Consider the following 13,716-nt stretch of genomic DNA (forward strand, 5'->3'; position numbering starts at 1 on the left):
ACTTGCATGCAAGAGCGCAGCCCATGCGCCGAATGTTCCCGGCGCTGCCGGGGGAGGAGAACCATGCGTCGCTTGTCGCCTATCGATGTGGCCTTCCTGCGTCTGGAGCGCCGCCACCAGCCGCTGCATGTGGGCGCGCTGGCGCTGTTCACGCCGCCACCCGGATCGCCGCCGGATTTTGCTGCGCAGCTGGCGGAACGCCTCAACCAGTCGCAGATCGCACGGCCGCCGTTCGACCGCCGGCCGCTGTCGCGTCTGGGCATGCTGTATTGGGAGGACGATCCGCACTTCGATCTGGCCCATCACTTCGTGCACATGGCCCTGCCCAAACCGGGCCGCATCCGCGAACTGCTGGCGATGGTGTCGCGCGTGCACAGCGCCCACCTGGACCGCGCGTACCCGCTGTGGCGGGTGTACCTGATCGAAGGGCTGGAAGACGGTCGCATCGCCACCTACATGAAGATCCATCACTCGGTGGTGGACGGCGTATCCGGCATCCGCCTGTTGATGAAGTCGATGGCCGACGACGCCGCTGCGTCGGCCGCCATGCCGCCGACCTGGGAGGTCGGCAGTGGCCAGCGGCCCACGCCGGTGCTGGCCAAGGCGCTCACCGGACTGGAGAAGCTCAAGGCCAATGCCGCGTCGATTCCGTCGGTGATGCAGCAGCTGCGAGAAACCCTGCGCGACGCACGCGCGCGTCGCCCGGACGTGGTCACCTCCCTGCGCGCGCCGCGCAGCATTCTCAACCAACGCATCACCGCCTCGCGGCGCTTCGCCGCGCAGTCCTATTCCACCGAGCGCATCAAGGCGGTGGGCAAGGCCCTGGATGCCACCACCAACGATGTCGTGCTGGCAATGTGCGCCGGCGCGCTGCGCCGTTACCTGTCCGATCTGCGTGCCTTACCCGACAAGCCGTTGATCGCGGGCGTGCCGGTGTCGCTGCACCGCGATCGCGAGCAGGCACAGCCCGGCAACGAGATCGCCTTCATGCTGGTCAATCTGGCCACCCACCTGGAGGATCCGCTGCAGCGTTTCCACGCCATCAAGGCGTCGGTGGACTACAGCAAGGCACGCTTCGCCTGCATGAGCCAGTCCGAGCTGCTGGCCTATTCGGTGGCCATGCTTGCCCCCGGTGTGGCGAAGCTGGCCGGCGGCTGGGAGAACATGCCGGTCAACGTGGTGATCTCGCACGTGCCCGGTCCGCGCCAGCCGATGTACTGGCAGGGCTGTCAGCTCGATGGCCTGTACCCGGTATCGCTGTTGCTGGACGGCCTGGCGCTCAACATCACCCTGGTCAGCCGGCACGACCGCGTGGACTTCGGACTGATCGCCTGCCGCCGCACGCTGCCATCGGTACAGCGATTGCTGGATCATCTGCAGGAAGCGCTGGAGGAGCTCGAAGCGGCGGTCGCGTGAGACCGCACGGTGCCGAGGGCAGGGTTCCGGGTGACGGCCACCGGAACCTGGCGTAACGTATCCTCGTCTGAACCGCCAGCCGATCCCATGAAGGCATTGTTCGTGAACCTCTGCGTGGGTTACTTGCTGTCTGGATTGCTGGCGGCCACCACCGTCGGCGCGGCCGAGGTCTACCGATACGTCGGCCCCAACGGCGTGGTGCATTACACCGACAAGCCGCCGACCCAGGGCGCCAAGCCGGTCGAACTGCCGCCGATCCAGGTGGTGGGTCCGACTCCGCGGCCGACGCCCTCGGGGACGGTGAATGCGCTGCCGGAGCTCGACCCGCCGCTGGTGGAGCTGAGCATCGCCTCACCGGTGCCGGAACAGACTTTTCGCGGCGATGATCGCCGCCTTTCGGTGCGCGTGCAGACCAACCGCCCGCTGCCCGAAGGCTACGGACTGCTCTACATGCTCGACGGCAGCCCGCAGAACCGCACCGCCACGCGCGCACTCGACTACGTCCTGGAAGGCGTGGAGCGCGGCGAGCATCTGGTCAGCGTCGCGGCCGTGGACAACCGTGGCCGCGAGGTGGCGCGTTCGGCGCCGGTGATCGTGCACATGAAGCCGCCGACCGTGCAGTTGACCCGGGATCGCTGATCGCGGCCCGGTCTGAGCTGACCGGGCTGGCACGCAGCGCAGCCTGTAGAAAGGGTGACAGGGACGGCCTCGCCAGCCCCGGGGCGGCGGGTGGGCACTTCCCCGGTTCAGAATCGCGCTGTTCCGGTGCAAGATGAGTTGATTGCACCAAAATAGTGCATTGCCGCGCCCCATCGGCTAGCCTGCATGCCACTTTCCGTGGCGCAGCTTTTGCGATGGCCCCCGCATGAAATTCGTGCCTCGTTCCCGCGTGGCTCCCGACGTGGTGCTCGATGGCCTCTCCACGGCCGTCGTCTGCCTGGACGCGAAGCTGGCAATTGCGTCCATCAACTCCGCCGGGGAGAGCCTGTTCGAGGTCAGCCGCCGCCATGCCGTGGGCGAGCCGCTGGGGCAGGCGATCACCGCGTTCGCGCCCTGTCTGGAGCGGCTGCGCCACGCACTGGAATCGGGCGCCGGCTTCATCGAGCGCGAAATGTCCCTGCGGCGGCCGGGCGAACAACCCATCACCCTCGATTGCACGGTGACGCCGATCCTGCTGGGCAAGGCCACCGGCCTGGTCATGGAGTGCCTGGCACTGGACCGGCACCTGCGCATCTCGCGCGACGAACTGATGCTGGCTCAGCACCAAGCCTCTCGCGAGCTGATCCGCGGCTTGGCGCACGAGATCAAGAATCCGCTTGGCGGCATTCGCGGCGCGGCGCAGTTGCTGGAGCAGGATTTCCCGGACAGCCAGCACCGCGAGTACACCGGCGTGATCATCCGCGAGGCCGATCGCCTGCAGAATCTGGTCAACCGCATGCTCGGCCCCAACCGGCTGCCGCGGATGTCCTCGGTGAACATCCACGAAGTGCTGGAACACGTGCGCCAGCTCTGCGAAGCCGAAGGCGGCGCCGACGTGCTGTTCCTGCGCGACTACGACCCGTCGATTCCGGAAATTACCGCGGATCGCGAACAGCTGATCCAGGCGGTGCTCAATCTGGTGCGCAACGCCATGCAGGCCATCAACGGCACCGGGCAGGACGGCGTGGTCACCCTGCGCAGCCGCACCCGGCGCCAGTTTACCATCGGCGGCACGCGCTTCAAGCTGGTGATCCAGATCGACGTCGAGGACAGCGGTCCCGGGGTGCCGCCCTCGCTGATCGATCGCATTTTCTATCCCATGGTCACCACCCGCGCCGACGGCACCGGGCTGGGCCTGCCGATGGCGCAGTACCTCATCCATGCGCACGGAGGGCTGGTGGAATGCCGCTCGCGTCCGGGCTGCACGGTCTTCTCCCTGTACCTGCCGCTCAACGGCGAAGCCGGCTGAGCCACCAAGATCGACAACACATGACCAAGGCGCTCGAAATCTGGGTGGTGGACGACGACGAGTCGATCCGCTGGGTGATGCAGAAGTCCCTGATGCGCGCGGGCATGAAAGTGCAGACCTTCGAGGGCGCGGCAGAACTGTTCGACGCGCTGGTCGAAGACACCCCCGACGTGCTGATCACCGACATCCGCATGCCGGGCGTCACCGGTCTGGAGCTGATGGAACGCGTGCGTCGCGACCGCCCCGGCCTGCCGGTGATCGTGATGACCGCGCATTCGGACCTGGAAGCCGCGGTGGCCAGCTACAAGGGCGGCGCCTTCGAATACCTGCCCAAGCCGTTCGACGTCAACGCGGTGACCGAGCTGGTGCGCCGGGCTGCGTCCCGGCGCGAGGTGGTGGAGCCGCTGCCGGAGCTGGGGTCCACCGCCATCATCGGCGAAGCCCCGGCGATGCAGGACGTGTTCCGCGCCATCGGGCGGCTGTCGCAGTCGCAGATCACGGTGATGATCACCGGCGAGTCGGGTACCGGCAAGGAACTGGTGGCGCGCGCTCTGCACGTCAACTCGCCGCGCGCGCCGCGGCCGTTCATCGCGGTCAACACCGCCGCGATTCCCAAGGACCTGATGGAGTCCGAGTTCTTCGGCCACGAACGCGGCGCGTTCACCGGCGCGCAGACCCAGCGCAAGGGCCGCTTCGAGCAGGCTGACGGCGGCACCCTGTTCCTCGACGAGATCGGCGACATGCCCGCCGACCTGCAGACGCGCCTGCTGCGCGTACTGCAGAACGGCGAGTTCTACAGGGTCGGCGGCGTGTCGCCGGTCAAGGTCGATGTGCGCGTGATCGCCGCCACCCACCAGGACCTCGAGCAACTGGTCCGGCTCGGCGGATTTCGCGAGGACTTGTATCACCGCCTTAACGTCATCCGCGTGCGCATCCCCAGCCTGGCCGAACGCGCCGAGGACATTCCCCTGCTGATGCGTCATTTCCTTCTACAGGCCGCCCACGAACTGCAGTCGGAGGTCAAGCGTGTGCAGCCCGAGGTGATGGAACGCCTCAAGCGCTTTGCCTGGCCCGGCAACGTCAGGCAGCTGGAGAACGTGTGTCGCTGGCTCACCGTGATGGCGCCCGGGCAGGACGTGCATCTGGTCGATCTGCCGCCGGAGCTGCGCGAGATCGATCCCGGCACTCCGTTACCGCCGGTGATGACGCCGGTGCCGGAGCCGTCGCCAGCCGCGGCGGACAGCGTGCCCGAAGTCCCGCAGGAGGCGCCGCCCGCGCCGGTTACCGCATTTTCGTCCAGCGTCGTTGCGCCGGCACCTGCGCCGGCCAGCAATTGGCCGGAAGCGCTGCGCACCTGGGCCGACACCGAGTTCGCCGGGGGCCGCAGCGGCCTGCTGGACGAGGCGATGCCGCGCTTCGAGCGCACCCTGATCCTGGCCGCGCTACACGCCACCAAGGGCCAGCGCCAGGAGGCTGCGCGTCGGTTGGGGTGGGGCCGCAACACGCTGACCCGCAAGATTCAGGAACTGGGGATGGACGATCTCTGATCGTTGTGGCGGGGCGGCCCCCACGCCACCCCGCCCGCACCCACTTCGCTTCGCGAAGTCACCGTGTCGGGCGGCGCCGCGACACGGTGACAGCAAAGCTTGCGTAGCCCGGTTCGCCGAAGGCGAGCCGGGTCAGCGATGAGGAAATGCCCCGCTTCGCCGCAATCGCTTGGCGAAGCGGGCAACGGTCACTCCTTGCGCAGTGCTTCGATCTGGATCTCGATCTCGGCTTTGCCCAGTTCCTCGGTGGGTGCGCCGTACTTCATGCCGAAGTCCCAGCGATTGAATTCACCCTCGGCATCGGCGCCGCAGACTTCCACCTTGAGCATGGGATGCTGGATGCACTTGAAGCTTTCGATGTCCAGCTTCACCGGCTGAGTGACCCCGAGCATGGTCAGTTCGCCGTCCACTTCGTCGGGCTCGCCGTCATCGAACTTGATGGTGCCCTTGTAGGTAATCTCGGGATATTTCTCGACGTGGAAAAAATCATCCTTAAGCGCGTGCTCGTTCATCTTGTCGTGGCCGAAGTCGACGCTAGCGGCGTCGATGGTGATGTCCACCGTGCCGGTGCCCGCCTCGCGGTCCAGCACCACCGTGCCGCTGGATTTATTGAACTTGCCGCGCCAGAACGAGATGCCCATGTGCTGGGCCTTGAAGCTGGGATAGGTGTGACCGGGCTCAACGGTGTAAGTGACCGGAGCGGCGAGCGCAGCGCCGGACATTCCGGCGGCCAGCAGGGCAGTAGCGAGAAGGGTGCGGCGCATGGATGCAATCTCCCGTGAAATCGGTGTGAAGTGGATTGGTTCGGGTGCGACCAGGGTGCAATAGGGGTGCCGCGGAGAATTCAAGAGGCCGGCGCGACGATGTCGAACTTGACGGTCACCTGGTCGTCCAGCACCTCGTCCCATTCGGCATCGCCGATGGCAAAGGTCTTGCGCGAAATCGGCAGGCTGCCGCTGAAGTGACGCAGGGCCCCCTGGGTCTTCACCGCGATCTCGGATGTTACCGTCTGCGTCTTACCCTTGAGCGACAGTGTGCCGGTTGCCTTGAAGCGGTTGGAGCCCAAGGGTTCGATGGCGGTGGACTCGAACGTGGCCTGCGGGTGGTTCTTGCTGTCCAGCCACTCGGCCTTGCGCACTTCCGAGTTGTAATCGGGGTCGCCGATGTCGAAGCTGGCGGTGTCGATCTGCAGCTTGGCCGAACCCTTCTTCGGTGCTGCCGGGTCGTAGCGGAGTTCGCCGGAAAATTCCAGGAAGTCGGCGTCCACATCCACGCCCATCTGGGTGAACGTGGCGACGATCTTGCTCTTGCCGGCGTCCACCGGTACCGAGGCGGTCGCCCACACTGCAGTCGCGGCGGCCATGCAGGCCCCAGCCAGAAGTCGTTTCATGTCTGCTTGCTTCCCTTCCGCGCCCCGAACCACATGCGGCCCAGGGTGCGGTCCTTGTCGATGAACTGGTGTTTGAGCGCGCCCGCGATGTGCGCGCCCAGAATCAAGACCAGCGCCCAGCCCAGGAGTTCATGAACGGACTTGAACAGGTCGGCCAGTTCCTTGTTCTTGTCGACCAGATCCGGCAATGGCACCACGCCGAAATACTTCACCGGAAAGCCGCTGGCCGAACTGAACAGCCAGCCGCTCAGCGGCAGCACGAACATCAGCAGGTACAGCGAAAGGTGGGCGGACGCCGCCAGTCGCCGCTGCCACAGCGGATGATCCGGATTGGGCGGCGGCGGCGCATGCGTCACCCGCCAGGCCACGCGCAGGCAGGCCAGCAGCAAGACCGTCACGCCGATCCACTTGTGCCAGGAATAGAACTTGAGCTTGTCCGGCGACATCTTCAGGTCGACCATGTAGCTGCCCAGGGTCAGGCCCGAAAAAATCAACAGCGCGATCAGCCAGTGCAGCGCGATCGCCACGCCGCCGTAACGCAGGGTCAGGTGTTCACGCATGCACGCGGCCGGGATCGGTCAGGTCGGAAACCCGACTTTAGGCGCGAAGACCCTGGCCGTCCAAGGGGGCGGGTCAGTCCCTGCTCAGTGCCACCCGAAACTCAATGCGAAATCATCCAGGGCCGCTTGCCCGGGAATCCCTTCGGTCGGCCCGGTGGCCCCGAAGGCGTGGCCCCGGCGCCGCTGCAACAGCCGCAGCCCGGCGCATGCCCGCCACGCCGGGTACTTGATGGCTGATGCGAGCTGCGTTCGTTGGTGTCATGCGCGTTGCGCATCGCCGTCGACACTAACGCCAACTGCGGCGGCACCAACTGCCGCCGGGCGGCGCCGCCGCACTGCGGACAGCGCGTCGGATCATCGCGTACCGAGATGCCGCGCATCTCGGTAAACGATTCCGAGCAGGAGGCTTCTCCGCACTGGAAGTGATAGAGCGGCATGGCAGGTGCCCTTACTTATCCTGAGCCAGCGGGATATCGATGCTGCCGTCGATGAACCTGGTCGGTCCGTCGGCGCCCGGCATGATGTCGAACTCGAAGATCTCCGTGGGCAGGTACAGCGTGGCGCAGGCGTTGGGAATATCCACGATGCCGCTGATGTGGCCTTGTACGGGGGCGGTGCCCAGGATCGAGTAGGCCTGCGCACCGGAGTAGCCGAATTTCTTGAGGTAGTTGATCGCGTTGAGGCAGGCCTGCTGATAGGCCACGTGCACGTCCAGGTAGTGCTGCTTGCCGGCGTCATCCACCGAGATGCCTTCGAAGATCAGGTAGTCCTTGTAGTTCGGCGTGATCGGACTGGGCCGGAAGATCGGGTTCTTGATGCCGTACTTGCTCACGCCGTCCTTGATCAGCCCCACCTTGATATGCAGCCATCCGGCCATCTCGATGGCCCCGCAAAAGGTGATCTCGCCATCGCCCTGCGAGAAGTGCAGGTCGCCCATCGAAAGACCGCCGCCCTTGACGTAGACCGGGAAGTAGATCTTGGAGCCGCGCGACAGATCCTTGATGTCGCAGTTGCCGCCGTGCTCGCGTGGCGGCACCGTGCGTGCGCCTTCGGCCGCGGCCTTGTCGCGCGCCGCGCCCTTGAGCCGGCCCATGTGAGCGGTGTCCGCCTGCGGCAAGGTGCCCAGCGCCGGCACGCGATCGGGATCCGTGGCGATCAACTCGCCCTCGCGCTTGTTCCAGGTATCCAGCGACGACTGGTCCGGCAGGCAGCCGATCAGACCCGGATGGATCAGGCCGGCGAAATTCACGCCGGGGATATGGCGTGAATGGGTGAACATGCCCGAAATATCCCAGATCGATTTCTGTGCCAGCGGAAAATGATCGGTCAGGAATCCCCCGCCGTTCTGCTTGGAGAAGAAGGCGTTGAAGCCCCAAAGGCTGTCGGGCTTGGCGCCCACGTCGAGCAGGTCCACCACCAGCAGATCGCCGGGCTCTGCACCCTCGACGCCGATGGGGCCGCTGAGGAAATGCACCTGAGTGAGATCGACGTCGCGGATGTCGGCCGCGTTGTCGTCGTTGTTGATTTGACCGCCGGTCCAGTCGTAGGTCTCGACGATGAAGTCGTCGCCCGGCTTGACCCAGGCCACGATGGGCACGTCGGGGTGCCAGCGGTTGTGGATCATGTCGTTGTCGTAGGGCGAGGTGCCGAGGTCGACCTCGATCAGCTTTTTCACGGGCATGGCGCGCTCCTTAAAGTCGGGTAAATCCTTTCAGCAGAAAGCCGTCACGCCCGTCAGCACGGGAATGGCGGCACATGGGGGTTTCGGCTTCATACCGCGAGGAAGCGGGCGACTGCCGCCTCATCGACGTCGGCGCGTGCGCAGTCCGAGACGATGCGGCCGTTCTCGATCACCAGGATCCGGTCGGCGACGTCCAGGACGAAGCTCAGTACCTGCTCGCACACCACGATGCAGAGATTGCGTGCATCGCGGATCTGTTTCAGCGTGCGCGCAATGTCCTTGATGATGGATGGCTGGATGCCCTCGGTCGGCTCGTCCAGCAGCAGCACGGTTGGGTCGCTCGCCAGCGCACGGGCGATCGCGAGCTGCTGCTGTTGCCCGCCGGACAAGTTGCCGCCGCGGCGCCTGTCGAACTCCCGAAGGATGGGAAAGATTTCGTACAGTTCTTCGGGAACGGTTTTGCGACCCGTGGAGACCAGCCCGGTCTGCAGATTCTCGCGGACCGTCATGGTGCCGAAGATGCCGCGACCCTGCGGCACGTAGCCGATGCCCTGGCGCACGCGTGCGTGACCGGGAGCTGAGGTGATGTCGGTGTCGTTGACTCTGATGCTGCCGCTGGCCGTCGGCAGTATCCCGATCAGCGACTTCATCAGGGTGGACTTGCCCATGCCGTTGCGGCCCACCACGGCGACGATTTCACCGGCTTTCACCGACAGGTCGATACCGTGGAGCACCTCGCTTTGTCCGTAGCAGACGTGCAAATGCGACAGTTCCAGCAAGTGGGCGGACTCAGTGGCCAAGGTAGACCTCCTTCACCCGCGGGTGATCCTGCACCGCAGCCATACTGCCCTCGGCCAGAATCCTGCCCTGGTTCAGTACGGTGACCTTGTGGGCAATGCTTTCCACGAACTTCATGTCGTGCTCGATGACCAGAACGGCGCGGTTCTGCGTGATGCGGTTGAGCAGTTCCGCTGTCTTGGCGCGTTCGGCCACGCTCATGCCGGCGACGGGCTCGTCGAGCATCAACAGCTCGGGGTCCTGAATCAGCAGCATGCCGATCTCCAGCCACTGCTTCTGGCCGTGACTGAGCATCTCGGCGCGGCGATGCAGATGACCGTCCAGGAAGATCGATTCGGCGACGTCGTGAATGCGCTTTCGCACCGTGTCGGTGCGACGGAATGTCAGGGCGCCCCATACCGTGCGTCCTTGCGGGAATGAGATCTCCAGATTCTCGAAGACGGTCAGGTCCTCGTAGATGGATGGCGTCTGGAACTTGCGGCCGATACCGCGGCGCACGATTTCATGTTCGGCCAGTTCGGTAAGTTCCTGATTGTTGAACCTGATCGAACCTTCGGAGACGCGGGTGCGCCCGCAGATCAGATCCAGCACCGTGGTCTTGCCAGCCCCGTTGGGACCGATGATCACGCGGATCTCGTTCTTGTTGACGTACAAGGTCAGATCGTTGACCGCCTTGAAGCCGTCAAACGAGACGCTGACGTTTTCCAGAGCCAACAGAAAGTCGGTATTGCTGCTCATGGCCGGCGTTATCGAGAAGTGACTTCCGCAGACAGGGCCGGCGCCGAGCGCCGCTCGCGCCACTGCGCGATCCGCGGTGTCAGGTGGTCGGCGATCAGACCGGCCAGGCCGCGCGGGAAAAACAGCACCACCATGATGAACAGTCCACCCATCGCGAACAGCCACAGTTGCGGAAAGGCTTCGGAGAACGCGGTGCGCGCGGCGTTGACCACCAGCGCTCCCAGCACTGCGCCGAACAGCGACAGGCGTCCCCCCAGGGCGCAGAAGATCACCATCTCGATGGAGGGCACGATGCCGATGATCGATGGCGACATGAAGCCCACCTGCAGCGTGAACATTGCCCCGCCGATGGCCGACAACACACCGGCGAAACAGAACACGAAAATCTTGAAGTTGGCGACGTCGTACCCGGAGAAGCGCACACGCTCTTCCTTGTCGCGAATCGCCACCAGGATGCGGCCGAGCTTGCTGCGCAGGACCAGTTGCGACAGCGCGATACAGCCGATCAGTAGTGCCACGCAGACGAAGTACAGGATGGTCTTGGACTCGTCGGGGCGGATGTCCCAGCCCTTGAGCGTGCGCAGGTCGGTGATGCCGTTGATGCCGCCGGTGTAGCCCTGCTGGCCGATGATGAGGATGGTGGCCACCGCGCACAGCGCCTGGGTGATGATCGCGAAGTACACGCCGCCGACGCGACGTTTGAACATCGCCGCGCCCACCACCAGACCGAACACGGTCGGCACCAGCACGATGGCCAGCAGGGTCAGGCTCAGGGAGTGGAAGGGTTCCCACATCCATGGCAGTTCGGTGATCTGATTCCAGTCCATGAAATCCGGGATGCCGGGCGTGGACTGGATCTTGGTGCTCTCTGGATCGGACGCCTCCAGCTTGAGGAACATGGCCATGCAGTAGCCGCCGATCCCGAAGAACAATCCCTGGCCCAGGCTCAGCACGCCGCAGTAGCCCCAGCACAGCACCAGGCCCAGAGCAACGAAGCCGAAGCACAGGTACTTGCCGACCAGATTGAGACGGAAGGTGCCCAGCAGCAGCGGAAAAATCACCGCCAGCAACAGCGCCAGCAGCGCATAGGCGAGGATGTCGCGACGGAAGCTGGCGACGACGGCGGGCATGTCACTTCCTCACTTTCATGACGAACAGGCCTTGCGGGCGCAGCATCAGCAGGCCGATCACCACCAGCAGCGTGATCACCTTGGCCATCGATCCACTCAGGAAGAACTCCAGTGTCGATTGCGCCTGCGAGATGGTGAAGGCCGAAGCGATGGTGCCGATCAGGCTCTGCGCACCGCCGAATACCACCACCAGGAAGGTGTCGACGATGTAGAGCTGACCGGCGGTCGGTCCGGTAGAGCCGATCATGGTGAAGGCGCTGCCGGCGATGCCCGCGATGCCGCAGCCGAGGCCGAAAGTCAGCGCATCGACGCGCCGCGTGTTGATGCCCACGGCGCCGCTCATGCTGCGGTTGGCGGTTATGGCGCGCACCTGCAAGCCCCAGCGCGAGCGGAACATCAGCACGAAGACCGCGACGCTGATGGCGATGGTCAGCGCCACCACGAACAGGCCGTTGATCTGGACCTGGATGGTCTCGCTGATCGACAGCGAGCCCATCATCCAGTCGGGAAGCTCCACGCCCACTTCGCGTGCGCCGAAGATCGAACGCAGGGCCTGCTGCAGGATCAGGCTCAAGCCCCAGGTCGCGAGCAGGGTGTCGAGCGGGCGGTGATACAGGTGCCGCACGACCGTCCATTCGACCAACAGTCCCAGCGCCCCCGACACTACGAACGCCAGCGCCATCGCGAAGAAGAAATACCCCGGTTGCGCCCACGGCAGCCAGGCGCCGAATAGCTGCGCCGTCAGGTAGGTGACGTAGGCGCCGATGATCATGAATTCGCCGTGCGCCATGTTGATGACGCCCATCTGCCCGAAGATGATCGCCAGCCCAAGCGCCATCAGCACGAACACCGAGAACAGGATCAGGCCGGCGAACGCCTGCATGGTGAAGATCGAACCCAGCTCCGCGATCGTATAGCCGGCCATGGTCGTGCTCCGTGTCGCTGCCGGCCTTACTGATAGCCCTTGGGGAACGGATCCGGCTCGACCAGCTCGGCGGTCTCGTAGATCACGTCGTACTGGCCGTCGGCCTTGGCCAGACCCACGCGGGTCTTGCTCCACAAGTGATGGTTCTCGTGGATGCGCACGTAGCCTTCCGGCGCTTCCTTGAATTCCACGCCTGGTGATGCCGCGGCGACCTTGTCGATGTCGAAGCTGCCGGCCTTCTCCACCGTGGCCTTCCACAGCCACGGCCCGAGATAGGCAGCTTGCGTCACGTCGCCGATGACCGAATCGGCGCCCCACATTTTCTTGAAGGCGTCGACGAAGGCCTTGTTGTTGGGGTTGTCCAGCGACTGGAAGTACTTCATGCAGGCGTAGGCGCCGGCGATGTTCTCGCCGCCGATGCCCAGGATCTCGTCCTCGGTGACCGAGATGGTCATCAGCGTCTGCTTGGTGAGATCCACACCCGCGGCCTTGAGCTGCTTGTAGAAGGCCACGTTGCTGCCGCCGACGATGATGGCGTAGATCACGTCGGGCTTGCGCAGCTTCATCTTGTTGATCACCGAGTTGAACTGCGTGCTGCCCAGCGGGAAGTACTCCTCGCCCAGCACCTTCAAGCCCTTGATGTCGACGATGTGCTTGCGCGCGATCTTGTTCGAGGTGCGCGGCCAGATGTAGTCCGAGCCCAGCAGGTAGAAGCTTTTGGCGCCCTTCTCTTTGATCACCCAGTCGATGCCGGCGATGATCTGCTGCGTAGCTTCCTGGCCGGTGTAGATGACGTTCTTGGACTGCTCCAGACCTTCATAGAAGGTGGGGTAGTACAGCATGCCGTTGTACTGCTCGAACACCGGCAGCACCGCCTTGCGCGAGGCCGAAGTCCAGCATCCGAATACCGAGGCCACCTTGTCGCGCACCAGCAGCTTGCGCGCCTTTTCGGCAAAGGTCGGCCAGTCGCTGGCGCCGTCCTCCTGAATGAACTCGATCTTGCGTCCGAGCACGCCACCCATGTCGTTGATCTGCGAGATCGCCAGCTTCTCGGCTTCCACCGAGCCGGTCTCGGAGATCGACATGGTGCCGGTGATGGAGTGCAGGATGCCGACCTTCACCGTGGAATCGGTGATCGCCAGACCGGTGGTGTTGACCGATGCAGTGGCCGGCGCCGCCGCCAGTGCGGACAGCGGTGAGCCCATGACGGCGCCTGCCGCGGCGGTCTGTCCGAGCATCTGGAGGAGCTGACGGCGGGTGACATTGATGTTGTAGATGCTCATGACGTCTCCTGAAAAGTGAATCGACCGTGGATGCCGGGTGTTTCGCGGGTCGATGGATTCAGGCTACGGAGACGCCGGGCGCGCCGATATACGCTGGGCTGCCTACGTCTTGTTGCCTAGGCGAGCGTGCCGACCACGGCGCGAGCGCGGCCGTGATCCCGCTCGGTCGTTGGCGCTCGTCCATACGCAGTTATGCGTATATCCCGGAGCGTCAATTGGGCATGCAACGGCGCGTTTCTTGCAGCAATCGACTCGCCGCAGCCCGCATTCCGGGCGCATGCGCCCACCGGATATCGCAGC

14 protein-coding genes are annotated in these 13,716 nt (G+C 64.8%); 4 read left to right on the forward strand and 10 right to left on the reverse strand.

Translation table 11 applies throughout. From position 1 onward, the window contains the following. Positions 1 to 63 precede the first annotated feature (63 nt). The 4 genes from ACOOHP_RS16285 (at position 64) to ntrC (ending at position 4,911) form a co-directional block, all read left to right on the forward strand. Positions 64 to 1,416, forward strand: a complete 1,353-nt coding sequence (locus ACOOHP_RS16285) for a WS/DGAT/MGAT family O-acyltransferase (RefSeq protein WP_420467537.1) — start codon at positions 64 to 66, stop codon at positions 1,414 to 1,416. A gap of 87 nt (positions 1,417 to 1,503) precedes the next feature. Continuing rightward, complete coding sequence (locus ACOOHP_RS16290; protein WP_420467538.1) at positions 1,504 to 2,055, forward strand: DUF4124 domain-containing protein; 552 nt, start codon at positions 1,504 to 1,506, stop codon at positions 2,053 to 2,055. Positions 2,056 to 2,281: 226 nt separating this feature from the next. Beyond that, the gene (gene glnL, locus ACOOHP_RS16295) at positions 2,282 to 3,364 is read left to right on the forward strand and encodes a nitrogen regulation protein NR(II) (RefSeq protein WP_420467539.1); all 1,083 of its coding nucleotides are present in this window, start codon (positions 2,282 to 2,284) and stop codon (positions 3,362 to 3,364) included. A 20-nt stretch (positions 3,365 to 3,384) separates the two neighbouring features. Then, entirely contained in the window at positions 3,385 to 4,911 is a 1,527-nt protein-coding gene (gene ntrC / locus ACOOHP_RS16300) for a nitrogen regulation protein NR(I) (protein ID WP_420467540.1), read from the forward strand. A 188-nt stretch (positions 4,912 to 5,099) separates the two neighbouring features. Here ntrC and ACOOHP_RS16305 read toward each other — a convergent pair whose 3' ends face one another. From ACOOHP_RS16305 to urtA, 10 genes are all read right to left on the reverse strand, one after another. After that, complete coding sequence (locus tag ACOOHP_RS16305; RefSeq protein WP_420467541.1) at positions 5,100 to 5,675, reverse strand: YceI family protein; 576 nt, start codon at positions 5,673 to 5,675, stop codon at positions 5,100 to 5,102. Positions 5,676 to 5,755: 80 nt separating this feature from the next. Then, positions 5,756 to 6,301, reverse strand: coding sequence for a YceI family protein (locus ACOOHP_RS16310; protein WP_420467542.1), 546 nt, complete (start codon positions 6,299 to 6,301; stop codon positions 5,756 to 5,758). Then, positions 6,298 to 6,861: a cytochrome b gene (locus ACOOHP_RS16315; RefSeq protein ID WP_420467543.1), complete on the reverse strand. Its 564-nt coding sequence runs from the start codon at positions 6,859 to 6,861 to the stop codon at positions 6,298 to 6,300. The genes ACOOHP_RS16310 and ACOOHP_RS16315 overlap by 4 nt, the downstream gene beginning before the upstream one ends. A 101-nt stretch (positions 6,862 to 6,962) precedes the next feature. Continuing rightward, complete coding sequence (locus ACOOHP_RS16320) at positions 6,963 to 7,298, reverse strand: FmdB family zinc ribbon protein (protein ID WP_420467544.1); 336 nt, start codon at positions 7,296 to 7,298, stop codon at positions 6,963 to 6,965. A gap of 11 nt (positions 7,299 to 7,309) precedes the next feature. Next, positions 7,310 to 8,542 (reverse strand): formamidase, encoded by a 1,233-nt coding sequence (gene fmdA, locus ACOOHP_RS16325; protein ID WP_420467545.1) that lies wholly within the window; start codon positions 8,540 to 8,542, stop codon positions 7,310 to 7,312. A gap of 89 nt (positions 8,543 to 8,631) precedes the next feature. Further along, positions 8,632 to 9,321, reverse strand: a complete 690-nt coding sequence (gene urtE / locus ACOOHP_RS16330; RefSeq protein WP_420468731.1) for an urea ABC transporter ATP-binding subunit UrtE — start codon at positions 9,319 to 9,321, stop codon at positions 8,632 to 8,634. A gap of 10 nt (positions 9,322 to 9,331) precedes the next feature. After that, positions 9,332 to 10,078, reverse strand: a complete 747-nt coding sequence (urtD, locus tag ACOOHP_RS16335; RefSeq protein ID WP_420467546.1) for an urea ABC transporter ATP-binding protein UrtD — start codon at positions 10,076 to 10,078, stop codon at positions 9,332 to 9,334. Positions 10,079 to 10,086: 8 nt separating this feature from the next. Then, positions 10,087 to 11,208 carry an urea ABC transporter permease subunit UrtC gene (urtC, locus tag ACOOHP_RS16340; protein ID WP_420467547.1) on the reverse strand — a complete coding sequence of 374 codons (1,122 nt, stop codon included), beginning with the start codon at positions 11,206 to 11,208 and terminating at the stop codon, positions 10,087 to 10,089. A 1-nt stretch (position 11,209) separates the two neighbouring features. Beyond that, positions 11,210 to 12,133 carry an urea ABC transporter permease subunit UrtB gene (gene urtB / locus ACOOHP_RS16345; RefSeq protein WP_420467548.1) on the reverse strand — a complete coding sequence of 308 codons (924 nt, stop codon included), beginning with the start codon at positions 12,131 to 12,133 and terminating at the stop codon, positions 11,210 to 11,212. Between the two features lie 26 nt (positions 12,134 to 12,159). After that, on the reverse strand, positions 12,160 to 13,371 hold the full coding sequence (gene urtA / locus ACOOHP_RS16350; RefSeq protein ID WP_420468732.1) for an urea ABC transporter substrate-binding protein: 1,212 nt from the start codon (positions 13,369 to 13,371) through the stop codon (positions 12,160 to 12,162). Positions 13,372 to 13,716: the final 345 nt, after the last annotated feature.

Source organism: Panacagrimonas sp. (assembly GCF_965216805.1).
Lineage (GTDB): Bacteria > Pseudomonadota > Gammaproteobacteria > Nevskiales > Nevskiaceae > Panacagrimonas.

Bases quoted from the DNA above. Each gene is read 5' to 3' on its own strand.
- ACOOHP_RS16285 (WP_420467537.1), top strand. From the start codon at position 64: ATGCGTCGCTTGTCGCCTATCGATGTGGCCTTCCTGCGTCTGGAGCGC.
- ACOOHP_RS16290 (WP_420467538.1), top strand. From the start codon at position 1,504: ATGAAGGCATTGTTCGTGAACCTCTGCGTGGGTTACTTGCTGTCTGGA.
- glnL (WP_420467539.1), top strand. From the start codon at position 2,282: ATGAAATTCGTGCCTCGTTCCCGCGTGGCTCCCGACGTGGTGCTCGAT.
- ntrC (WP_420467540.1), top strand. From the start codon at position 3,385: ATGACCAAGGCGCTCGAAATCTGGGTGGTGGACGACGACGAGTCGATC.
- ACOOHP_RS16305 (WP_420467541.1), bottom strand. From the start codon at position 5,675: ATGCGCCGCACCCTTCTCGCTACTGCCCTGCTGGCCGCCGGAATGTCC.
- ACOOHP_RS16310 (WP_420467542.1), bottom strand. From the start codon at position 6,301: ATGAAACGACTTCTGGCTGGGGCCTGCATGGCCGCCGCGACTGCAGTG.
- ACOOHP_RS16315 (WP_420467543.1), bottom strand. From the start codon at position 6,861: ATGCGTGAACACCTGACCCTGCGTTACGGCGGCGTGGCGATCGCGCTG.
- ACOOHP_RS16320 (WP_420467544.1), bottom strand. From the start codon at position 7,298: ATGCCGCTCTATCACTTCCAGTGCGGAGAAGCCTCCTGCTCGGAATCG.
- fmdA (WP_420467545.1), bottom strand. From the start codon at position 8,542: ATGCCCGTGAAAAAGCTGATCGAGGTCGACCTCGGCACCTCGCCCTAC.
- urtD (WP_420467546.1), bottom strand. From the start codon at position 10,078: ATGAGCAGCAATACCGACTTTCTGTTGGCTCTGGAAAACGTCAGCGTC.
- urtC (WP_420467547.1), bottom strand. From the start codon at position 11,208: ATGCCCGCCGTCGTCGCCAGCTTCCGTCGCGACATCCTCGCCTATGCG.
- urtB (WP_420467548.1), bottom strand. From the start codon at position 12,133: ATGGCCGGCTATACGATCGCGGAGCTGGGTTCGATCTTCACCATGCAG.
- urtA (WP_420468732.1), bottom strand. From the start codon at position 13,371: ATGCTCGGACAGACCGCCGCGGCAGGCGCCGTCATGGGCTCACCGCTG.